This window comes from Paenibacillus sp. FSL R5-0527 (assembly GCF_038008055.1).
Lineage (GTDB): Bacteria > Bacillota > Bacilli > Paenibacillales > Paenibacillaceae > Fontibacillus > Fontibacillus macerans.
Map to the genome: position 1 here is coordinate 5,316,186 of NZ_JBBOYI010000001.1, position 21,833 is coordinate 5,338,018.

18 protein-coding genes are annotated in these 21,833 nt (G+C 55.5%); 1 reads left to right on the forward strand and 17 read right to left on the reverse strand.

The window, feature by feature from the left end; translation table 11 throughout:
• Positions 1 to 11 precede the first annotated feature (11 nt).
• The 14 genes from NYE69_RS23575 to NYE69_RS23640 all read right to left on the reverse strand — a co-directional run bounded on the left by NYE69_RS23575 (position 12) and on the right by NYE69_RS23640 (position 19,343).
• Positions 12 to 1,385, reverse strand: a complete 1,374-nt coding sequence (locus tag NYE69_RS23575; protein ID WP_051985845.1) for a glycosyltransferase family 2 protein — start codon at positions 1,383 to 1,385, stop codon at positions 12 to 14.
• 73 nt (positions 1,386 to 1,458) lie between these two features.
• Positions 1,459 to 2,652: a HEAT repeat domain-containing protein gene (locus NYE69_RS23580; RefSeq protein WP_340928131.1), complete on the reverse strand. Its 1,194-nt coding sequence runs from the start codon at positions 2,650 to 2,652 to the stop codon at positions 1,459 to 1,461.
• A gap of 46 nt (positions 2,653 to 2,698) precedes the next feature.
• Complete coding sequence (locus tag NYE69_RS23585; RefSeq protein WP_213510317.1) at positions 2,699 to 4,945, reverse strand: hypothetical protein; 2,247 nt, start codon at positions 4,943 to 4,945, stop codon at positions 2,699 to 2,701.
• A gap of 803 nt (positions 4,946 to 5,748) precedes the next feature.
• Positions 5,749 to 6,219 (reverse strand): hypothetical protein, encoded by a 471-nt coding sequence (locus NYE69_RS23590; protein WP_213510316.1) that lies wholly within the window; start codon positions 6,217 to 6,219, stop codon positions 5,749 to 5,751.
• Positions 6,216 to 7,472: a DNA polymerase IV gene (locus tag NYE69_RS23595; protein WP_270618688.1), complete on the reverse strand. Its 1,257-nt coding sequence runs from the start codon at positions 7,470 to 7,472 to the stop codon at positions 6,216 to 6,218. Before NYE69_RS23595 ends, NYE69_RS23590 begins: the two co-directional genes overlap by 4 nt.
• Positions 7,473 to 7,998: 526 nt before the next feature.
• Positions 7,999 to 8,745 (reverse strand): type I methionyl aminopeptidase, encoded by a 747-nt coding sequence (gene map, locus NYE69_RS23600; RefSeq protein WP_213510314.1) that lies wholly within the window; start codon positions 8,743 to 8,745, stop codon positions 7,999 to 8,001.
• Positions 8,714 to 9,409, reverse strand: coding sequence for a TetR/AcrR family transcriptional regulator (locus NYE69_RS23605; RefSeq protein WP_340928133.1), 696 nt, complete (start codon positions 9,407 to 9,409; stop codon positions 8,714 to 8,716). The genes map and NYE69_RS23605 overlap by 32 nt, the downstream gene beginning before the upstream one ends.
• 224 nt (positions 9,410 to 9,633) lie before the next feature.
• The gene (locus NYE69_RS23610; protein WP_051985844.1) at positions 9,634 to 9,864 is read right to left on the reverse strand and encodes a stage VI sporulation protein F; all 231 of its coding nucleotides are present in this window, start codon (positions 9,862 to 9,864) and stop codon (positions 9,634 to 9,636) included.
• Between the two features lie 166 nt (positions 9,865 to 10,030).
• Entirely contained in the window at positions 10,031 to 10,885 is an 855-nt protein-coding gene (locus NYE69_RS23615) for a MurR/RpiR family transcriptional regulator (RefSeq protein WP_328273853.1), read from the reverse strand.
• A gap of 98 nt (positions 10,886 to 10,983) precedes the next feature.
• Entirely contained in the window at positions 10,984 to 12,435 is a 1,452-nt protein-coding gene (locus NYE69_RS23620; RefSeq protein ID WP_328273852.1) for a PTS transporter subunit EIIC, read from the reverse strand.
• A 29-nt stretch (positions 12,436 to 12,464) separates the two neighbouring features.
• Positions 12,465 to 13,370, reverse strand: coding sequence for an N-acetylmuramic acid 6-phosphate etherase (gene murQ, locus NYE69_RS23625; protein ID WP_340928135.1), 906 nt, complete (start codon positions 13,368 to 13,370; stop codon positions 12,465 to 12,467).
• Positions 13,371 to 14,550: 1,180 nt separating this feature from the next.
• Positions 14,551 to 16,596, reverse strand: a complete 2,046-nt coding sequence (recG, locus tag NYE69_RS23630; RefSeq protein ID WP_340928136.1) for an ATP-dependent DNA helicase RecG — start codon at positions 16,594 to 16,596, stop codon at positions 14,551 to 14,553.
• 45 nt (positions 16,597 to 16,641) lie between these two features.
• A complete protein-coding gene (locus tag NYE69_RS23635; RefSeq protein WP_328274020.1) occupies positions 16,642 to 17,526 on the reverse strand; it encodes a DegV family protein in 885 nt (294 codons plus the stop codon).
• Between the two features lie 47 nt (positions 17,527 to 17,573).
• A complete protein-coding gene (locus tag NYE69_RS23640; RefSeq protein WP_340928137.1) occupies positions 17,574 to 19,343 on the reverse strand; it encodes a DAK2 domain-containing protein in 1,770 nt (589 codons plus the stop codon).
• A gap of 302 nt (positions 19,344 to 19,645) precedes the next feature.
• On the opposite strand from NYE69_RS23640, the gene rpmB reads away from it, so the two are divergent.
• Positions 19,646 to 19,834 (forward strand): 50S ribosomal protein L28, encoded by a 189-nt coding sequence (rpmB, locus tag NYE69_RS23645; RefSeq protein ID WP_009225259.1) that lies wholly within the window; start codon positions 19,646 to 19,648, stop codon positions 19,832 to 19,834.
• Positions 19,835 to 20,024: 190 nt separating this feature from the next.
• On the opposite strand, the gene spoVM is transcribed toward rpmB, so the two are convergent.
• The 3 genes from spoVM to rsgA form a co-directional block, all read right to left on the reverse strand.
• Positions 20,025 to 20,105: a stage V sporulation protein SpoVM gene (spoVM, locus tag NYE69_RS23650; protein ID WP_036621610.1), complete on the reverse strand. Its 81-nt coding sequence runs from the start codon at positions 20,103 to 20,105 to the stop codon at positions 20,025 to 20,027.
• 137 nt (positions 20,106 to 20,242) lie between these two features.
• Entirely contained in the window at positions 20,243 to 20,914 is a 672-nt protein-coding gene (gene rpe, locus NYE69_RS23655; RefSeq protein ID WP_124332960.1) for a ribulose-phosphate 3-epimerase, read from the reverse strand.
• A gap of 4 nt (positions 20,915 to 20,918) precedes the next feature.
• Positions 20,919 to 21,821, reverse strand: a complete 903-nt coding sequence (gene rsgA / locus NYE69_RS23660; protein ID WP_124332961.1) for a ribosome small subunit-dependent GTPase A — start codon at positions 21,819 to 21,821, stop codon at positions 20,919 to 20,921.
• Positions 21,822 to 21,833 lie beyond the last annotated feature (12 nt).

Consider the following 21,833-nt stretch of genomic DNA (forward strand, 5'->3'; position numbering starts at 1 on the left):
GAGAGCGGAGGTTACGCGGTTTTGGCCTGCTCCGCCGGGGTTTCCCGTTTTCCCGCCGGCGCCTTGTCCTGCCAGCTCTGCCGGGTCATCGTCCCCCAGGAGTTGTTGTTGCGCAAAAACTGGATATGCCCCTGGATTCGCCAAAGTCCTCCGAGCTGGGCGTAACCGAAAAATTTGAAAGCCGAATAAAAGAGCAGCCGGCATAAATCCGACAGCTTGCTGAACCGCTTGAAAGCCAGTTCCTCCAGCAGGAGCGCGCCGATGCTGAGCAGGTACCCGCTGAGGAAATTGATCAGCCAGAACACGGCCAAAATCCGCCAGTGGGTCATATCGAGCATCGTATACCCGATCAGAGCGAGCAGCCCCGTAATTTTGAAATAAGGATTCAGCGCCTCGAAAATAATGTTGTAAGGCATCGTCAAAAGCCCCATCACCTTGTATCTCGGGTTGAACGCCATGTCGTAGTTTTCGATCATGTTTTTCAGGTTTCCGCGTCCCCAGCGTTTGCGCTGATTGGACAAAATCCGGTACGTGTCCGGCGCCTGCGTCCAGCAGACCGCCTCCGGACAAAAGGCGATCCGGTACTTCAGCTTGTTCTCCAGCATATAGCGGTGCAGCTTGATAATGATGTTCATGTCCTCCCCGGGGTAACCGCCCCGGTAGCCGCCCACCGCGACGACGTACTCTTTCCGGAACAGGCCGAACGCCCCGGACACGATGATCAGCCCGTTAATCGAGCTCCAGCCGATGCGGCCGCCGAGAAACGCCTTCAAGTATTCCGTGGCCTGGAACATCGGCCACATTTTGCGCGGCAGCGAAACCTGCTTCACCGCCCCGTTTTCGATCACGCAGCCGTTGGCAATGCGGACGTCGCCGCCGATCGCCACCGTCTCCTCCGGATTTTCCATGTACATCCGGGCCATCCGGATCAGCGCGTCCTTCTCCAGCAGCGAATCCGCGTCGATGGATGAAATGAGCGGATAATGCGATAAATTAATGCCGGCGTTCAGCGAATCGGCCTTGCCGCCGTTCGGTTTGTCGATCACGTACAGATGCGGATATTGCGGGTTATGGTACACGGCCGTAATCGGCTGGCAGTCGATCGTCTGGCGAATATCCGGATTCGGCAGCGGCTCAAGCCCGAATTCCTCCCGCAGCACCCCGAGCGTATTGTCCTTGGAACCGTCATTGATCACGATGACCTCATATGTCGGATAATTCAAAGTAAGCAGGCATTTAACGTTTTCGATGACGGTAACTTCTTCGTTATACGCCGGAACGAGCAGCGAAATCGGCGGCACCAGCTCGGAGCCGGACAGCGTATTGTATTTCGAATATGCCGCGCGCCGGAAAATCGTCATAATTTGGCGAAACGAAAAACCCATGATCGAGAAATAGATAAGATTGACCGTTATGACGTAATACGAGGCAAACAGCCCGTAGATCAGCAAAATATCCCTAAGCAGTGGAATCCCCCCTAACCGCCGCCAGTTGACGGACCGGGCGCGTTTCGGAAGCTCCGAAATACCGGTCGTACAGCAGTTTCATTTTGTTGAAATCGACCATTTGGTCAAGTCTTTGTTGTTCACGGTGCTGCCGCATCGTTTTTTCGATTTGCTGCATGGCCGTCTCGCGTTCGTCGCCGGAGCCGTACTTGGCGATTTGGCACAGCACCTCAAAGCCGGTTTCGCCTAAGCTTGCCAGGCTTTCGGCGCTGTTTTGACGCACCTGCCAGTTGGTGTCCTTCAGTGCGCTGCGCAAGAGCGGGAGGCTGCCGGCCGCTTGCAGCGAGCCCAGCGATTTGGCGACGGCGGCGCGGACTCCCGCGCTTTTGTCCGCCATCAGCTCGCGGATCGTTTCATCCTTCAGCTCCGGACTGGCTTTTAAATACAGCTTCACCGCCTCCGTGCGGACGTCTTCCTCGGCCGCCCCGACGAGCCGCCCCAGCGCCGGCGCCGCTTCGGGAACCGCTTGTCCCCACATGGCCACCAAAGCGACTTTGACCAGATCCTTGCTTTGCTCCTCCAGCAGCTCGGGGAGCAGCCGGCTTAGATCGAGCCGTGTCTCCATCACGATATCGGCCGCCAGATGGTGGATCGGCTTGCCGTGGCGGAGCAAATGCCGCAGCATGTCCTTCAGCTGCTCAGGCTGCTCCGCCGATTTCGCGATCGAGCGGGCGATCACGATGCTGAGCGGGCTGTACCGCTGGCTCTTCAGCATCTCAAGCAGCCGCGGCACCGCTTCGGCCGCCCGCATCCCGCCCAGGCGGTAGGCGGCGGCGATCCGCCGGCCGTAGAACAAGCTGTCCAGCAGCTTGATATCGTCGGCGACGAACCCCGCTTCATAACATAGTGCGATCAGCTTAAGCTGCAGATCTCCCCTGAACTGCTCGATCCACTCGATCATCCGCTGCTGGATCACCCGCCGCTCTAGGCGCCCGAGCTTCCCGGGCGGCAGCCGCAGCGAGGCCGCGCCGCTTAAATGCGTCTGAATATAGGTGAAGTAATCTTGATGTTTTCGCAGATACATGTTCGTTTGGCGCGTGATCCGCAAATGCTTGATTTTCAAGTAAAACAATAGCGCAATACCAGTAACGATCAGTCCCAGGCACACGTAAATGAAATAGATAGCCAGGGTAAGATGCTGAGCCATAAATTCGATTTCCTCCTTTGGTTTGCTTCATCTGCCGGCCCATCGCCTAGCGCTCCGGCAAGCTTTTGTAAAATGCCTGCAGCGCATAATATCCGGATTTCAGGTGTTCGGTATATTTCACCGTTTCCCATGCGGGCCACACGTATTTCGGATAGCTCTCCAGTTGAAGCACCCCATGCCGGCTTCCGGGCCCGGCGGTCCCTTTCCCCGTGCCGGAGCCTATAACCTGCCCGCTTGCGCGGTCCACCACCCACGGCACGAAGGTGATCCCGCTCGTCTTCGCCGTGCCGAAGGTCCGGTCCTTTTTCAAAGGCCCGTAATCAACGACCTGCAGCGAGCTGGGATCGGCAAATCCGAGCAGCATCCAGGGGATGCGCAGCTCGATTTCTTTACCGCTGTATTGCCATGAAGTCAGCGAATTGAAATCCTCGCTGCTCCGGTTCGACGTGCCGCGGGTCAGCTTTCCGACCGTCATGTCCTGAAAAGGATGGGCCGTGCGGGTGTCCGGCGGCGTCATCGTCAGGCTGACCGCCAGCTTCCAAGGCTGGAATTTCACTTTTTCCTGCGCGGTTCGATCCTCCAGCATCCAATAGCCGTAGCGGCCGTACAGCCGCTGGTGGAAATCGTAGCTGGGCGCGGTCAGCACCTCGGTTTCATCGTCGTTGCCGATCATGATCAGCCCTTCAAGCCCATCGCTCAGCGTTTGGCCGGGAAGTTCGGCAACCGGCTGATCTCCGCCAGGCTGCGTATCCGTACCGAGCGCGATCTTGCGCTTCTTCGGATCAAACGGTTCGCTCAGCGTGAGCCCTACGTAAACGTAAGCCTCGTCATGCGTCACCCTAAGCCGGTCGATGCCGGGCGCGGGCCGGTCCCAGGACTGTACTTCCCCTTCGGGGAGCAGATCCCAATCGTCCAGCTTGCCGTCGATCGTAATCTCGTCCTCCTTGCCGGGGCCCATCGATACGAGGCCGAACATTTTTTCGTTGGTCAGCACGTTCAGCCAAAAAGCGCGGCGGTCCTCCGGAATCTCAAACCGCATCGTGTTCCACGTTTTCTTGAACCATTCATCCTGCCACATGAACAGGATCGCCCCGGCGTATCCGGTATCGTAAATATCCTTCGTCAGCGAGACGTCGATCTCTCCCTGCCCCTGCTCGTTATGCCCTCCCTGGTTGCGGCCGCCGCGGCCGAGATGGGATACGCCGAGCGAGGAAGGCACGCCGTATTCCGTGACCATGACGGGAATGTCCTTGTAATAAGCCTTAAGCTCCTGTAAATAGGCCTTATACGTGTTGTAATCGCCGTTCCCGTCCGGAATCGTCTCCAGCGTCTTGTCCAGATGGAAAAAGTCCGGATAATAGGGATACACGTGGTAGGCGGCAAAATATCCGGCCTCCCAGTCCAGCGGCTTGATGTGGGTGGCATCGACGCTGGCCAAGTCCTCTTCGAACAGCGGTTCGCCGGGATGCTTCAGCACATCGGTCGTCACCCAGTTGGTAAACGTCATCGGGTGCTCCCATCCGTAAGCGCGCTCCTGCCGGGCCGTGTCGTCGACCAGCTCGGCCAGCCAGCTTTCAAAGGGACTGGCTTCCTTCGTCGCCCCGAAATACTGCCCTTGGTACGGCTGAACATCGGCATGCTTGCGGTTGGTGTTGTCCACCATCTCCGGATCCCATTCGGTGCCGATATGCCAAGCCATCAAATAGGGGCCGGCGTTCGCGGTGTATTTGCCGCCCGACGTGCCGGGCTGAACCGGGATATTCAAATCCCCGTAGACGGCTTTGACCGCTTTTTCGATTTCTTTGTGAAAAGCTTCCTTGATCCCCGGAATATACGCGTCCTGCTGCTCGATCAGCTGCTCCTCCGGGGACCAAATCCCCTGAATGAAGTACAGCGGATCGCCCTCTTTGTCGCGGTTGTATTTCACGAGCGCCTTGTAGAACACCGGGTTGTGAACCGTATAAATGCGGATGACGTTGGCGCCCATGTCGTCGATTTGCTTGAACCAGCGCAAATAATCCTCTTCGGTAAGCGGAAATTCTCCGGGAAAATGGCCGGGGACCGTCGCTCCCAAATTCACGCCTTTGACGAACATCTTCCGCCACTGGCCATCGCCTTCGTAGGCCATAAATTGATCCTTGGAGGTACGGAATGTAAGCTCCGTCCCATCCGCAGCCTTAAAGCTGTTAATAGGCGGCGGCAATTGCTGGAGCACCAGATAGATTCCGCCGGCGATCAGGACCGCCCCCAGCGCCAGCCATACCGCCAGCCTTTTTCTCATTAGTCTTGTCATCGGATTTTGGGTTCTCACCTCGCTGTTTTTATGGTGCCGGCCCTCTCATTCGGATTTGATCCGACAATAACTTTTGGATGCGGCCTTTTCTATGCAGGTGACGAACAGTATGGCCTTCCACACCTCCATCTCTCAAAGTACTTCTATCATTAACCAAGTTGACCTATCATGTAACTAGGCTGATGGAAGTATTTTACTTTATAGGCCCGTCTGGGCCCGTATTCCGGGGTGCGGTTGGCCCCCTCCATTTTCCCTGCCGGACGATTCCGTCAATAATAGACGCGCAAAAAATTGCTAAGTTTCGCTGGAATTTTACACCATTTTCCATAATGGTTACAAAATTGATACCAAAGTCATATTTAAAAATCGCGTAATCACGCGGTTTTTTGCGATTTCAGAAAGTTACAAACCGCGTCAAAAAAAGCTTCCCTGGTCCCAGGCTAGGCCTAGCGCTTTTTCGTGTTTCCCGGAAGCGAAACTCCGTCATGTACGAAGTCCTTGGTTGGCGACTTATTTCCTAAAGGCGGGGCTTTTTCGGGGGGAATTTTCTGGACAAAACCTTAAGAAATAAAACGCTTTCAATTATTTTTCGCATATTTTGGGGGTAAGTTTTCAGTCTTAAGCGCCATTAAAATTGGAAATATTAAATAAAAATATAAATTTAATGGTAAATAAAGCGGCTTGATTGGATATTTTCAGCACATTAGAGTTTCTGCGCCTTGATGACAATAATGGCGGTACAGCCTTTGGCCGCACACGCCATTCATTGCCCCGTTCATCAATGCTGCACGAAAATAAGAGGGTTATTTTTCATTTGCTATTCGGCCAACGACTTCTTTAATATATTTTTTCAACCGGACGCTGATTTCCGAACGCATAACATCGCGGGTCATCCCAAAACGATCCTCATATCCTCGACACAGAAAACGGTGATAAACGACCAAATCCGCATGTTCGTCACTGATGATCTTTATGTTGCGTTTGGTCAATTCACGCCTTAGATCATACATGTCTTTGCTTATTTTGTTTATGACCGCTTGGCCGGCTGCCAGGTAAAGCTGTTTTAGAAGGTTAGGGCTGCGCTCAATGTCATCTGCGCTCTTTTGCACCATCGTAAGCATGTAAGGCAGCAAGATATAGTCGCGGATCATACTGAGCTCCTCTGTTGTGGGCCGAGACGTCTTTTTGGGATCATTTCGGCTTTCATATTGCTCTTGATGCTCGGTGAGCAGCATCTTTGATTTCCACCGCTCATTACCGTCCAGTTTGCTCATTTGTAATGACCTCCTATCTGTTCCGCTCGTTCTCGCGCTACTCCTGCCGATAATAAAGAGGATGCCCGCATAATAGCGGCGCTGCCGAATCGATCTTTAATTTCATCAGTCGCTCTTTCCAAACCGTAAGCTTTCTCCCGGTCCTCGAATAACGTAAGCTGATAGACACTATCGTCCACCAACTGAGTGAGCGAAATATGCAGGTGACTTACGGGCATGCCATTCCAATATTTATGAAAAATTCCCAGCGCTGCCGCCGCTACTTCATGAGAAAGCGACGTAGGTTGCTGCAGTGTTACCTGCCGGCTAAACCCTGCAGACCGCTCTCCGTCAGTCTCCGCCGCACTCACTGTCACCACCTGGCCCATGTATCCATGCCTCCGGCTGCGCCGGCAGACCTCTATGACAAGCTCCAAAAGGACAACCTCAATATCTTCAAGCTTTCGATAAAGGCTGCTTCGCAGTGCCTTGCCATGGCTAATCGATTTCAATTGGTTACGAATACTCGGCACGACCGGGCTAGGATCGATGCCCCTCGCCGTCTGCCAATAGTATTCCGCTTGAATATCGCTTTGCTTTCCCATCTCCCGGCGCATGCGCCGTTTGAATTCGGACAATTCCAACCGTGCTATGTCGCCAATCGTATTTAATCCCATTCTCATAAAGTGGCGGGACATCCTCGAAGCCACCATAAACATTTGGTGTACGGGCAGCGGCCACAAAGCAGATTCGATATTGTCAAAGCCAAGTCTGAAGATCCCTTCAGGTCTTTTTTTCGCGAAATTATCCGTGGCCATCTTGGCTAATACTTTTGTTGGTCCGATTCCGCAGCGCGTCCAAACTCCCGTCGACAACAGCACGCGGGATTGGATTTGTTTGGCAATTTCTGCCGGAGGACCAAAACAGGCAGTTGAGCCGGTAACATCGAGAAATTGTTCGTCAATGCTGTAAGGTTCAACCTGATCGGTAAACGACTCGAAGATCTCGGTAATCAATAAGGATATGGCGATGTAGGTCTGCATTCTCGGCCGAATGACCTTTAAATCCGGGCATTTTGCCAGCGCCTCACCTACCCTTTCGGCCGTCGTCACCCCACGCGACTTGGCAACCGGGCAGGCTGCGAGAATGATGCCTGACCGGCGCGCAGGATCGCCTACGGCTACCGGTTTATCCTTTAGCTCCGGATGAGCAGCCTTTTCGATAGAAGCGTAGAATGATTGGCCGTCGACCAGAAAAATCGTCCGTTCAGGCATAAGGTTTCACGAGAACATCCCCTCTTTCGTCATGTCAATTCCCCAGATAGCTGTAGAGGCGCTGCCTGATTTCAGCTTTCACCATGCCCCAAAGCATGGAAAATTCGCAAGGGTCCCCGGCACAAATAACGCGCCTCGATGCCCGGATCGATCCGTCCGCCGCTCCTCGAACATCTTCATGCACCTTCCAGCAAGAACGTTTGTTCTTATCATATTCATAATACGAACAAATATTCGCGGCATCAACAGGTTTATGCTGGATAATTTGGCAGACCGGCCGGCGCAAAAAAAAGCCGCTCCCAAAAGCCTTTCGGGCATTTTGGAAGCAGCTTCGTTTCCCATTTTCGGGCCGCTCTAAGTTTGAGTTCAACAAGTCGGATTTTCTGGACCGAGAAGGTTGGATGAAGCTAGGGACGTCAGGAGCGGAGCGTACGTTTTGGGTACGTGAGCAACGGAAGGCCCGGCTGAATTCAAGATTCGACGCCCGATCCGCTTCATGAATGGCTTCGTCATGGAAAGACGACTTTTATTGGGCGGTTAAAATAAGCGGTCCATCCGCCGTAACCGCGATCGTGTGTTCAAATTGAGCCGACAGCTTGCCGTCGGCCGTGCGCGCCGTCCACCCGTCGTCATCGATCATAATGCGGAACGTGCCTTCATTGATCATCGGCTCCACCGTAAACACCATACCTTCCTTGAGGCGGATGCCCTTGCCGGCAACGCCGATATGCTCGTAGTTCGGCTCTTCATGCAGGCTCCGGCCGACACCGTGCCCCAGCAGATCGCGCACGACCGAAAACCCCTGCGCTTCCGCATGCTTCTGGATCGCCGAAGTCACGTCGCCGAGACGGTTGCCGGGAAGCGCTTGAGCAATCCCGAGATCCATGCATTCCTTGGTAACCTTCATCAGCTTCCCGGCTTCCGGGCTGATCTCGCCTACGGCGTAACACCAGCACGAATCGCCGAACCAGCCGTCGTATTCCACCACAATATCCAGCTTAAGCAGATCCCCGTCCTGCAGCGGGCGGTTCGAAGGAAAGCCGTGCGCCACCACGTCGTTGACCGAGGCACATGTTTCCGCAGGGAAGCCGTTATAACCTTTCGTAAACTGCTTGCCGCCCAATTTGACGATATGTCTGGCGACAAAATCGTTGATTTCCTGCGTCGTGATGCCCGGCTGAATCAGCTTCGCCACCTCGCGGTGGCACTCGGCTACGATTTGGTTCGCGGGCTTCATTTCTTCAATTTCTCTCGGCGATTTCAAAATAATCATTTTTTTCACTCCTTAAATGGACAATCTGCACAATATGTTCCGCATCCTGTCGCAGCGTTCCCCGGCGAAGCGGGAGCGAGGCGCAGCCGGCCAGCGCGGCCAGCAGCATTTCCGCCCGCCGCATTAGCTCCTCCGGGACTTTTCGGCCAAAAGGCCACCGGCCAGGGACAACCCGGCCGCTGCCGGGCGGCTCGCCCGGTTCGCCCGCCCCGCCCGGTTCCATGCCGAGTGCGGCGGCAAACGGGAGCAGCACCTCCCGCCGAAAGCAGTCCGCCAGCGGTAGCGCCCGGGCCTCGGGGAGAAGGCGAAAGCCGTCCCCGGCAAGCTTGTAGAGCAGGTACAAGCCATGATCATCCGCCCACTCCTCAAGCAGACGGACAACCTGGGCGCTTAAACGCCTGCCGCGCCCGCCCTGCCCGCCATCCGGTTCCATAAGCCAGGCCCCGGCCCGCTCCATCGCCATCCACAGCACATCGTGCAGCAGATCCCCTTTGTTGCTGTAGTAATGATATACCGTCCCGTAGCCGAGTCCGGCCTGCGCGGCGACATCGCGAATTTCCAGAGCCATCCCTTTATCCAAAAAAACATCGGCCGCCGCTTTGCGGATTTGCACCAGGCGGCGCAGCCGGATCTCTTCATTTTGTTCTTTCGTCCGCGGGGTCATAACTAAACTCGCAGCCTCCTCCCATTGTTTAGATATCGTTCCCATTTTTGTTTTGACCTACTCTCATGTCAATATAAAACAACGGCAAGCAAATTGCAAGGGAGTCCGACCGGAGCACGACAGAAAAAGAAGGCCCCGGTACCGGTACAAACCATTCCAGGGCCCTGGCATACGAATTCGCTGTCATTTCTGTCTATTTCACCTACCGATGAACGTTTCCGCGCCTACCGGAACATCCCCCACAGCCGAAGCAGGTGAAGCGTATTGCGCGGATCGATTTTTTGGTCGATGACGAACTGCACGATTTGTTCCTCCTGCGTGCCGCTCAGCCGTTCGCCAAGCACGGAGGCGGCCGTTCGGACGAGCCTGCGCACCTTGGGACGATCCTGCAAATCCGCCCGGGTAAGGCCGTCGACCATCTGCTTGATCCGATCCTTGATCGCCGGATTTTTCATTTTCAATTTTACCCGCTCCACAAGCTGCGGACTGATTCCATATTGATGATAACTGGGCACCGTTTGACTAGCACCTCCTGTCCCGTCAATTCCGGACTTCAACCCTAATATATGACGAATAGGCTGTACATAGTTCAGAAAAAGTAAACGGGGCCCAGCCGGCTGTTCAGCTTTGTTTAAGAAACGCCGTCGCCTCGTGGGTTTGTCCCAATCTGACGATCGTCTCCTCATATTGCGTTGTCGCGTACGCAAAAAACAAAATATCGATCACCACGAGCTGAGCCAGCCGGGAACCGTACGCCCCGCTGCGCAGCGTCGCTTCCGGGGCCTGCGGCGTATACAGCATCAAATCGGCCAGCTCGGAAACTTTATGATTGCCGAAACGGGACAGGCCTATAGTGCGAACTCCGTATTTCTGGGCAACCCGGAACAATTGCAGCACTTCCTTGGTGTTGCCGCTGTACGAAACGCCCATGAACAAGGCGCCCGGCGGAGCGCTGGCCAATGCGGCGGCTATCAGGTGCTCGTCCTGGAGAGCAAACGCCTGCTTGCCGAGCCGCAGCCATTTTTGAGCGGCGTCCGCCGCTACGATGGCCGAAGCCCCAACGCCGTACATATGGATGACGGGAGCTTTCCGGAAGCTCTCCACCACCTGTTCGATCAGCTGCGGCTGCAAATGAAGCATCGTGTCTTGAATCGCTTGGACACTGTTGGAGACCGTTTTTTGAATAATGTTTTGAACCGTTTCGCCCTGCTCAATATCGTAATAACCGGGTTTTTGCGTTTTGGCGTTGTCCACGGACAGCCGTATTTTCAAATCGGGAAATCCGGTGAGGCCCAGCGAACGGCATAGCCGGGTAATCGCCGCCGCGCTGGTCCCCGCTTTATCGGCCAACGCATGGATGCTCAAACCGGAAACTTCCGCCGATTCGGCCAAAATATATTGCGCCGCCTTTCTTTCCGAATCGGGCAACTGCCCCAGCACCGCTTCCATTTGCGTGAGAATGCTTCCTGTCGTCACTTGTACGCCCCTTTCGTTTTCCCGTCCGCGTTCTTTAACGCAAAAGAAACGCGGCGGCCCGGCAAAGATCCGCCAACGTTTCTTTCTGGTTGCTCCTATTATCTATTATGCTCCAGAAGCATCTGCTTTGTAAAACCGAAGAAATAAGTGAGCAGGAAACCGGCAATGTAAGAAAGGATCAGCCCGGCCAGATAGCCGAGGATCGTCATGCCGATTCCCATCGGGCCTTGAATCAGCGGGATGAGCACCAGACCGGAAGGACCGATCGCCACCGAACCGACGAAATTTCCCGTCATCGCAAACAACCCGAGCAAGGCGCCGCCGAAACCGCCGCCGAGGCAGGCGGTTACAAACGGCCGGCCCAAGGGGAGGCTGACCCCGTAAATGAGCGGCTCGCCGATGCCGAGGAAACCGACCGGCAGCGCCCCTTTGATCATATTGCGCAGCCGCGCGTTAGCTTTCAGTTTGATGTAGATGGCGATCGCCGATCCGACCTGTCCCGCTCCCGCCATGGCCAGAATCGGCAGCAGCGCCGTATATCCGACCTGGGAAATGAGCTCGGCGTGAATCGGGATCAGCGCCTGATGCAGGCCGAACATAACAAGCGGCAGGAACAGCGACGCCAGAACAAATCCGGAAAGCGGTCCGCCGTGCGCCAGCAGCCAGGTCGTTGCCTGCCCGATGCCCTGCGAGATGATGCCGCTGACCGGCATCAGGAAGAACACCGTGATCAGGCCGACGATAAGCAGTGAAATGGTCGGAGTGACGATGATATCGATCGCCGCGGGCATCCGTTTGCGGATCCATTTTTCCAGCAGCGAAATCAGCCCCGCCGCCAAAATCGCCCCGATAATCCCGCCCTGCCCCGCGTTCAGCTTGATTTCGCCGAAGAAGGGGTACGTATATGAAATATTCGCCACCGCCGGCGCAACGATAATCGCAGCCACCGCGCCGCCTAGCGCAGGCGTGCCGCCGAATTCTTTGGCCGCGTTAACCCCGGCAAAGATCGTCAGAAACCCGAAGAACGCCGAGCCGATAACGCCTATAATCGGCTGCAGGGTAACGAGCCAGGCCGCGCCGTTGCCGGAGGTAATCAGGTTGTTCATCAAGCCGGCGATCCCGTTGATAATCCCCGCGCCGACCAGGGCCGGAATCAATGGAATAAAAATATTGCCGATTTTCCGCAAAAAGTTTTTGAACGGCGTGTTGTTTTTCTGCTTGAGCTCCGCCTTTATGTCGGCGCCTTCCCGCAGGGGGGCCGCCTTGCCGCCCGAAGGGGAACCCGCTTCGCCCCCTCCCCCGGCTTGCAGAAGTTTGCCGAACTCCTCCGCAACCTTATTGACCACGCCGGGTCCGAGGATAATTTGATAGGTCTCGTCGTCGACCACGCCGAGCACCCCGTCGATTTGTTTCAATCCGGCCTCGTCGATCCGGCCGTGGTCCACGACCGAAACGCGCAGCCGGGTCATGCAGTTCGTAAATTGCTCCACATTGCCGGAACCGCCGATGGATTCCAAAATACGTTCTGCCATGCCTGCAAATTTACTCATCGGTTAGCCCTCCTTACCTGTTGTTGGTATTATTCTGGTTTAGAAGCTTTTTTCACGGCCTTGCCGATAAACCCCTGGCTCTGCTCCAATTTTTCCAGCGCTTCCGCGTACGTGCATCCCGTCAGGATCATCAGGATGGCCGGCTTGGGCTTCCTTCCGGCTTCGCGCAAGGCCTCCTCGGCGGTTTGCGCATCGCAGGAAGTCGCCTCCATCACGATCCGTTTGGCCCGCTCGGCCAGCTTTTCGTTGGTCGGCTGCACGTCGACCATCAAATTGCCGTAAACCTTGCCCAAACCGATCATCGAAGCCGTCGACAGCATATTGCAAACCAGCTTCTGCGACGTTCCCGCCTTTAGCCGCGTCGACCCGGTCAACACCTCGGGACCGTTCTCAATCTCGATGGCGATATCGGCTTTTTCGCTGAGCGCCGCGTTCTTGTTGCAGCTGATGCCGACCGTCGCGGCGCCGGCCGCTTTCGCGTATTCCAGCCCGCCGAGCACATAAGGCGTCCGGCCGCTGGCGGCCAATCCGACGACCGCGTCATTTGCGGTGAGGTTAAGGTTCTCTAAATCGGCGCGTCCTAGCTCGGCCCGGTCCTCAGCACCCTCCACCGCTTTGATAAAAGCGTTGCTTCCGCCGGCGATAAGCCCGACTACCTGATCCGGGGAAGTGCCGAACGTGGGCGGGCATTCCACCGCGTCAAGCAGCCCGATCCGCCCGCTTGTTCCGGCGCCCATATAGATCAGCCGGCCTCCGCGCCGCAGCGCATCCGTAATGGCCGCGACCGCCTTCGCGATCTGCGGGATCGCTTCCTTAACCGCCCCGGCCACCTTCGCATCCTCTTCGTTCATCACCGTCAGCAGCTCGACCACGCTCATTTCATCCAGGCGCATCGTGCGTTCGTTTCTTGCCTCGGTTGTCAGATTTTCCAGCATGTGAAACTCCCCTTTGATGTAATATTCTCTGTTTGCAATCGTTTACAGCTCGATTATAGTCTATCCGACACAATATTTCAACACAATATTTATTCATTAAAATTTTATTTCAAAGGAATATTGCAAATTCTGATTCCGTTAAGCTAGAAAGACAGACAGCGATTATAAGAAAAACGTATATCGACGTACTTTCAAAGAAGCCGGACCGCGTTTAAAGGTAGTTTTTCCCCACGATTATAGAATCGTTCAGCTCCGCTGAAAATTTATGGACTCTATAATCTACAGAAAAACCTCGCCGGTGGCGAGGTCCTTGGTCGTGCAATCCCATATGTTATGTATGTGGCGCATGTTTCGAACAATAGGTATATAAAAACATGTTTGATCGGCTTGGCTCTAACCTTGAATTGCAGATTATACAACCAATTTTACCATAATTTCATAAATCATTCGGTTAATTGTATTTCATACAACTATTTATTCGTCTTTTTACCTTTCCTTCCGAAAGGTAGCGGAGCAATTGCAGGTTTTACATTTAATCAAGCGATGTGGCAGCAATTCCGGATAAGTAAGTGCAGATTTTGCAACTATTCCACTAAACAATAGACCAAGAAAGCGGAAGTAGAGAAAGCAAGGACGCTTTGCTTGATGGAGCGATCGCTTCTGCGGCAACTGCTGGATTTGATCCTAAAGTTGCCTCAAAAACCGGAAAAAGCTCTCTTCTTTACTCCAGTGTCAACTTCAGATATTGATCGCTTCCCCTCCAGTTACATCAATATTTAATTGCCAATTTCATGCTTGACCGCATCGAAAGTTAAGTTATAAATTCCATTACGTTTAATAAAAAACGCCTGAGCACATCGCTCAAGCGTCCTTAAACGTGCATAGCCACACTTTATATCCAAGAAATAAATGCAGAAAACATAGGGACAAAAAATGTCGTTAATCCGGCGATACCCGTCTATTTGTGGAAATAAAGGATTTTTATGTCGCTATTTTCTCGACTCGCAAGGAAATACCCGTGTTGTGGACAATCCAATGAAAAATAAGGATAAAAAATGCCGCTAATGGAAATGAACATGCCTCAGGCTGCAGGATATAAGTACATAAAGTGCCGCTATTTTCTATTTTCGCGGCCGCCGCCAACATCACCGCGGCCGCGGTCAACCGCATGGTGCTCGCACTAATCGATCAGCTCGCCCTGGAAAACCTGCTCCCGCCGCAAATAGTCGCGCAGCGCCCCGTATTCCGGCGACGTCCAGAAGGACGCGTCGGCCACCAACCGGGCGGCGTCGTCCCGCGCCGCCTCCAGCACCGCATAATCGCTGACCATGTCCGCGATGCGGAAATCCGGCACCCCGCTTTGCTTGGTGCCGAAAAAATCCCCGGGACCGCGCAGCTCCAGGTCCCGCCGGGCCACTTCGAAGCCGTCGTCCGTATCGGTCATGACCTTCATCCGTTCCTGACCGACCTCCGACTTCGGATCGGCGATAAGCACGCAATACGACGCGTGCTCGCCCCGGCCCACCCGCCCGCGCAGCTGGTGCAGCTGCGACAGGCCAAACCGGTCGGCGTCCATCACGATCATCAGCGTCGCATTGGGCACATCGACGCCGACCTCGACCACGGTCGTCGACACCAATAGCTGGACCTCGTTCTCGTAAAACGCCCGCATCACCTCGTCCTTTTCGGCCGCCGTCATCCGCCCGTGCAGCAGGCCGACCCGGAAGTCCGGGAATGCCTGCTGCATCGCTACGTACAAATCGATGGCATTCTGCACGTCGAGCTTGTCCGATTCTTCGATGAGCGGGCAAATGACGTAAGCCTGCCGGCCTTGCAATACTTCCCGGGAAATAAACCCGAGCACGCGGTCCATCATCTCATGTTTGACCCAATACGTGGAGATCGGCTTGCGCCCTTTCGGCCGCTCCGACAAGGTCGAAACGTCCATGTCGCCGAAGGCGGTGATCGCCAGCGTGCGCGGGATCGGCGTCGCCGTCATCGTCAGCACGTCGGGATTAAAGCCCTTGCGCCGCAAAATGCTGCGCTGGTTGACGCCAAAACGGTGCTGCTCGTCGGTGACGACGAGGCTCAGCGAGCGGAAAAACACGTCCTCCTGAATCAGCGCGTGCGTGCCAACGACAATTTCGACCAGCCCCATCTGCAGCGAAGCCAGCAGATCCTTGCGTTTGCGACCCGTCAAGCTGCCGGTCAGGAGCCCGACCGTAATGCCGAACGGTTCAAACAGCTTCGTCAAGGAACGCATATGCTGCTCCGCCAAAATTTCGGTCGGAACCATAAAGGCTCCCTGGTGGCCCGATTTCACCGCCGCGAATAAAGCGATCGCCGCGATGACCGTTTTGCCCGAGCCGACGTCCCCCTGGAGCAGCCGGTTCATGCAGTACGGGGAACGCATGTCGCGCAAAATTTCCAGCTCCACCTTCTTCTGCGCGTCGGTCAGCTCAAACGGCAGGCTGCGCACGAACTCCCGCACCGTGGCGTTGTCCACGGTATGCGCCACGCCGTCCATCCGCTCGTGGTTCATCGCCCGGTACGCCTGCAGCTTCAGCTGAAACAAAAACAGCTCCTCGTACACCATGCGGCGGCGGGCCTGCTGCCCCTCTTCGTTGTCCTGCGGCTGGTGAATGCGCTGAATCGCGAACTTGCGGGACATGTGGCCGTACTTGCGCAGCAGCTCCTGCGGCAAAATTTCCGGAATCATCTCCCCGTACTGCAGCAGCGCCTGCCCGATCGTCTTGCGCATCCATGCCTGCGTAATTTTTCCGCCGACCGAATACACCGGCTGAAGGCTGCCGCTGCGCAGCGTCCCGCGATCCGGAAACTCCGATTCCGATACGGTCAATTGGCTGCGGCGCATATCCCATTTTCCCGTCAAAATGATTTCCCGGCCGCTCGTCAACTGATCCCGCAAAAAATGACGATTGAACCAGGTCGCCGTAAACATCCAGTCCTCCGCCACCATTTTGCACGTTAACCGCGATTTGCGGCCATACCGCTGCAGAACGGGGACGCCCATGATCTTCGCCTGCACTGTCACTCTGTCCCCGTCCTTCACCTCCGTCAAGGAGCGGAGGCGGTAATCCTCGTACCGGAACGGATAATATTCGATCAAATCATTCACCGTAAAGATGCCAAAGGCGTGAAGCTCCTCCTGTTTAAGAGCGCTCACGCCGCTGACTTGCCTCACGGGAATTTCATGCAAATCCATATTGAAATCCCTCGCTTTACATACCCATTGAACCTTAAGCGGAAACTACTCGCCGGCCCCGGAAGCCGGCCACATAAACACGGCCAAAATGCCGGGCCCCACATGCGTCCCCACCACGGCGCCGATGCTCGTGCGAACAACCTCATGCAGCGAAAAATGCTGCGATAGCAGGCTCAGCATCTCCGCCGCGCCTTCCGGGTTCACGCCGTCGCACACCGCCACGTTCAAATCCTTGCTCTCGCCGAAGTCGTTCACGAACAACTCAATAACGCGGGACAGCGCCTTTTTCCGGCCCCGGGCCTTATCGACGGCATAAATTACGCCTTCCCGGTCCACCGACAAAATCGGCTTGATATTGAGCAAATTCCCCAAAATCGCCGCCGCTTTGCCGATCCGGCCGCCTTTTTGCAAATACTCCAGCGTATCGACGAGAAAATAAAGGCGGCGTTCCCGTCCGAGCCGCTCCACCTCTTCGCGAATCCGTTCCACCGTCGCCCCTTGTCCCGCGAGCCTGGCCGCATGGACGACCTGCAGCCCAAACCCGTAGGATGCGCAGAGGGAGTCGATAACGGTAATGCCGGACTCTTGACCCAGCTCCTCCTCAATCATTTCCTTGGCGAGCCGCGCCGATTGGTATGTACCGCTCATGCCGGAGGAGATATGGATCGAGATGATCGGCGCGCCGGGATGGGCATCCAGCAGGCCTCGGTACACTTCCGCATATTGGGAAGGCGAAGTTTGCGAAGTCGTCGGCAGCTCGCGCGACTTCGTCAGTTTAGCGTAAAACTCCTCCGCAGTAATATCGACGCCTTCAACAAAAGATTGATCGCCGAAGGCCAGCCGCATCGGCACGATATGAATGCCTAGCTCCGAAGCGATGGACTGCGGAATATCCGCCGTGCTGTCGGCCACAATAACCGCCTGCCGCATAAGGTTCTCCCCCTTTCCTCTATCGTCCGCTTTCTTTCCTGCGCCCGTCAGGATTCCACCGAAAACAGATAGTAGTAGATCGGTTGTCCGCCGGAGTGAACCTCCACTTCGACATCCGGATACTTGTCTTGCAGCCAGGCCACGAGCCGTTCCGTCATTTCTTCCTCGGCTTCCTCGCCCGCCAGGACGGTGACGATTTCATCGCCGCCGGCCAGCATTTTGTCCAGCAGCCCCTGGCAGGTTTCCAGCAGCCCCTCTTCCGTAGCCACGATTTTCGCGTCCGCAATCCCGATGTAATGCCCGGCCGTAATTTTCAAATCGTCAAACATCGTATCGCGAACGGCATACGTCACCTGCCCCGTTTTTACATGCTGTACCGCGCTCAGCATATTCGATTCGTTGACCTCTACGTTCTCTTCCTCCTGGAAAGCGAACGCCGCCGCAATACCCTGCGGAATGCTCTTGCTCGGAACAACGATGACGTTGCGTTCCCCTTCAAGCAGATCGCGGGCCTGCTGCGCCGCCAAAATAATGTTCGAATTGTTCGGAAGCACGAACACATGCTGGGCCGAAATGGACTCGATCGCTTTCACGAAGTCCTCCGTGCTCGGATTCATCGTCTGTCCGCCGGACAAAACGACGTCAACGCCCAAGCTGGTGAAAATATCGGCAATGCCTTGCCCCGAAGCGACGGCGATAAATCCGTAAGGCGCCAGCTCATCGGCCGGCAATTCGGCCGGGTCCGCCGGCCGCAGCGTTTCCGCCGGAATGTCGGCGAACAGCTCCGGCATCGGAGCGGCGTCCATGCCCGCGGTGAGCAATTCGCGATGCTGCTCCCGCATGTTCAAAATATGGATCTGCGTTATTTCGCCGTACTGCAGCGCCAAATTAAGCACATCGCCCGGCGTTTTGGAATGGACATGCACCTTAATAATCTCGTCGTCGGCGATCACAATAATGGAATCCCCATTCAGCGACAGCGCTTTCCGGAACTTCTCCTCGTCAAAAACGGCCCCCTGCACGCCGCCAAGCTTGCGGTTGATAAAAAACTCCATATCGTATAAAAACTCGATATCCTCGGTTTCCAGCTTGGCTTGGGCCGGCGCGGGCGCGTGCACCGCAGCCGCCGAAGCAGGCTGGCGGATTTCCGGAGCCGCGGGCTTAAGCGGAGCTTGTCCCGGCCAGGCTTCAGCCGCGCCTTCACCGGACAGCCATTCCATAAATCCTTCATAAATATACACAAGTCCTTGACCGCCCGAATCGACGACGCCAACCTGTTTCAGCACAGGCAGCAATTCCGGCGTACCGGCAAGAGCTTCCTTGGCTTTGGCCAGCACCTCGCCCATCAGCTCCGTGATATCATGAGTTCTTCTCGCGTAAAAAACCGCGTGTTTGGCCGCTTCCTTCGCCACCGTCAAAATCGTTCCCTCCACCGGCTTCACTACCGCTTTATAAGCGGTATCCACGCCGCTCTGCAGGGCGGAGGCGAATTGAATCGGATTCAGTTCCTCCAACGAGGCGACATGGCGGCTGAAACCGCGGAACAACTGGGACAAGATAACGCCGGAGTTCCCGCGGGCGCCCATGAGCAAACCTTTGGACAAGGTTCCCGCTCTGCTGCCGACACCTCCGCTTCCGTTATTCTGCAATTCGGTTACGCCAGCCGTCATCGTCAAATTCATATTCGTACCGGTGTCCCCGTCGGGAACCGGGAATACGTTCAGGGAATTGACGTGCTCCGCATGCTCCGACAGCCGCTTTGCACCGGCCAACACCATGGCGGTAAAATCAGTTCCATTTAAAGAACGCTTACTCAATGAGAATTCCCCTTCCTAGCTTGATCCACGTACGCTTGGACTGCGGGCAATCGCATAAAACGGCCTCGATCCGGCCGGCCCCGGGTCCAACAATCTCGCAAAAAGCAATAATATAAAAGATGATGAAATTATTATGGACTAAACCATATTGTACTATAAGAACACGTAGAAATAAACTTTAACGATCTGTTGACGCAGCTTTTTTTGCTGTGATATTATATATAAGTATTGTTTTATGCGGTCCATGAGAAATCAAACCGTTATTTTCAAGACAGGTGTACCTGGAACAGGAGGTGTAATGAATGGCTCGCAAATGTTATGTGACTGGCAAGAAGCCAGGCAGCGGTAACCATGTATCTCACGCAAACAATCGCAATCGGCGCTCTTGGGGCGTAAACGTGCAAAAGGTCCGGATCTTGGTAGACGGTAAACCGAAACGCGTATACGTCAGCACTCGGGCTTTGAAATCCGGTAAAGTGACCCGCGTGTAATCTCGGGACGGGACATATAGACAAAAAGCACCTTTTTATGGAGGTGCTTTTTTCATGCGCTTTGTTGCCTGGAAGTCTCGGGTAACAACCGGTACCGGTCAAAGCCACGTCAGCCAAAGGGCCCTTTCGTGAATGGCAGGCGGGAACCGCTAGGGGCGGGCCCTTCGCTCCTCAGGCGGCCTGCAGCCGCCTAGTTTTTGTGAAACGTATTTAGAACGGCTTTGACGAATCCTCCCAAAAACTTAGGCAGCTTGAATGTGTAAAATTTCATCGTTCACCCTCCCCAATCGTGCTCATGCTCACCCATATTCTATGTTCAATTTCATTTACCCGTGTATTCCCGCCACAAAAAAAAGGTTACATGAGAACCCTGCTCATGTAACCCATTGTATGCGCATCTTTTGGCGCCTATTCCAAACCGGCCAGGCTCTCCCGGATTTCTCCGATCGCCCTGCGGCGGTCGGCTTGGCCAAACACCGCGTTGCCGGCAACGAGCACATCCGCCCCCGCTTCCACGACGAGCGGCGCCGTCGCTGCGGAAATGCCGCCATCCACCTCGATCCGCAAATCCGTTAGGCCAAGCTCGTCTTTCCATGCTTTCAGCTGGCGGATTTTGCGCAGCGTTCCCGGAATGAACGCCTGGCCGCCAAATCCCGGGTTTACGGTCATCACCAGCACGAGATCAACGTCCTCCAGCACCTCGCGGACCGCCGCAGCCGGCGTCGCCGGATTGATCGCGACCCCCGCCTTGACGCCCTGCTCTTTGATCAGGTGCAGCACGCGGTGCAGATGAACGCAGGCCTCGGCGTGAACGGTAATGAGATGAGCGCCCGATTTGGCGAACGCGGGAACGTATTCCTCCGGCTTCTCGATCATTAAATGGACGTCCAGCGGCAGCTTCGTCAGCGGCGCGATCGCCCCCATGACAAGCGGACCAAACGTCAGATTCGGCACGAAATGCCCGTCCATCACGTCGACATGCAGCCAGTCGGCTCCCCCCCGCTCCACATCGGCGACCTCTTCGCCCAGCTTGGCGAAATCCGCCGACAAAATCGACGGCGCAATGTAAATTGGATTCATGCGGCTAATACCTCCGTTTTTTCTCTTTCATTTCTTCCTGGAACTGCACGTAATGCTCGTAGCGGCTCGCAGCGATGACTCCCCGGTCCGCCGCTTCCCTAACCTTGCAGCCCGGCTCGTGCAAATGGCTGCAGCCCCGGAATTTGCAGGCTTCGGCGTATTGCGCAAACTCGCGGAAGCAGCCGGACAGCTCTTCGACGCCAAGCTCGAGGAAGTCGAGCTGGCTGAAACCCGGCGTATCGGCCACGTACCCGCCGTTTTCCAGCTCGATCAGCTCTACATGGCGGGTCGTATGGCGGCCGCGGCCCAGCTTCAGGCTGATTTCGCTCGTTTCCAGCGAAAGCCCCAGCATCGCGTTCAGCAGCGACGATTTGCCGACGCCCGACTGTCCGGAGAACACGCTGATCTCGCCGGCGAGCCGCGCTTTGACTTCCCCCGTCCCGGCGCCGGTGGCGGAGCTCGTGACGATCACCTCATAGCCGATCGAGCGGTAAAGCTCTTGCACCCGGAGGAGGCTCTCCGCTGCTTCATCCTCCTCTTCGTTCAGCAAATCGCCTTTGGTCAGGCAAATCAGCGTCTTAAGCCCGGCATGCTCGATATGCACCAGGAACTTGTCCAAAAGCTGCAGATTGAGGTCGGGTTCCCGCAGAGAGAACAGCAGCACCGCCAGCTTGGCGTTGGCGATCGGCGGACGGATCAGCTCGGTCTCACGCGGCAAAATTTCGTCCACCGTGCCTTCTCCGTTTTCCGTCGGGGTATAAATAACGCGGTCCCCGACGAGCGGAGTAACTCCCTTTTTTTTAAAGATGCCCCGGCCCCGGCACTGCACGTTACCTTCCGCAGCCGCTAGGGCGGGCTTTACGTAGTAATATCCGCTTAATGCCTTCACGATTAAGCCTTCCGGCATAAAATGCAGGCC

Coding starts and splice junctions, on each gene's coding strand:
- NYE69_RS23575 (WP_051985845.1), bottom strand. CDS start 1,385: ATGGGTTTTTCGTTTCGCCAAATTATGACGATTTTCCGGCGCGCGGCA.
- NYE69_RS23580 (WP_340928131.1), bottom strand. CDS start 2,652: ATGGCTCAGCATCTTACCCTGGCTATCTATTTCATTTACGTGTGCCTG.
- NYE69_RS23585 (WP_213510317.1), bottom strand. CDS start 4,945: ATGACAAGACTAATGAGAAAAAGGCTGGCGGTATGGCTGGCGCTGGGG.
- NYE69_RS23590 (WP_213510316.1), bottom strand. CDS start 6,219: ATGAGCAAACTGGACGGTAATGAGCGGTGGAAATCAAAGATGCTGCTC.
- NYE69_RS23595 (WP_270618688.1), bottom strand. CDS start 7,472: ATGCCTGAACGGACGATTTTTCTGGTCGACGGCCAATCATTCTACGCT.
- map (WP_213510314.1), bottom strand. CDS start 8,745: ATGATTATTTTGAAATCGCCGAGAGAAATTGAAGAAATGAAGCCCGCG.
- NYE69_RS23605 (WP_340928133.1), bottom strand. CDS start 9,409: ATGACCCCGCGGACGAAAGAACAAAATGAAGAGATCCGGCTGCGCCGC.
- NYE69_RS23610 (WP_051985844.1), bottom strand. CDS start 9,864: ATGAAAAATCCGGCGATCAAGGATCGGATCAAGCAGATGGTCGACGGC.
- NYE69_RS23620 (WP_328273852.1), bottom strand. CDS start 12,435: ATGAGTAAATTTGCAGGCATGGCAGAACGTATTTTGGAATCCATCGGC.
- murQ (WP_340928135.1), bottom strand. CDS start 13,370: ATGCTGGAAAATCTGACAACCGAGGCAAGAAACGAACGCACGATGCGC.
- recG (WP_340928136.1), bottom strand. CDS start 16,596: ATGGATTTGCATGAAATTCCCGTGAGGCAAGTCAGCGGCGTGAGCGCT.
- NYE69_RS23635 (WP_328274020.1), bottom strand. CDS start 17,526: ATGCGGCAGGCGGTTATTGTGGCCGACAGCACGGCGGATATTCCGCAG.
- rpmB (WP_009225259.1), top strand. CDS start 19,646: ATGGCTCGCAAATGTTATGTGACTGGCAAGAAGCCAGGCAGCGGTAAC.
- spoVM (WP_036621610.1), bottom strand. CDS start 20,105: ATGAAATTTTACACATTCAAGCTGCCTAAGTTTTTGGGAGGATTCGTC.
- rpe (WP_124332960.1), bottom strand. CDS start 20,914: ATGAATCCAATTTACATTGCGCCGTCGATTTTGTCGGCGGATTTCGCC.
- rsgA (WP_124332961.1), bottom strand. CDS start 21,821: ATGCCGGAAGGCTTAATCGTGAAGGCATTAAGCGGATATTACTACGTA.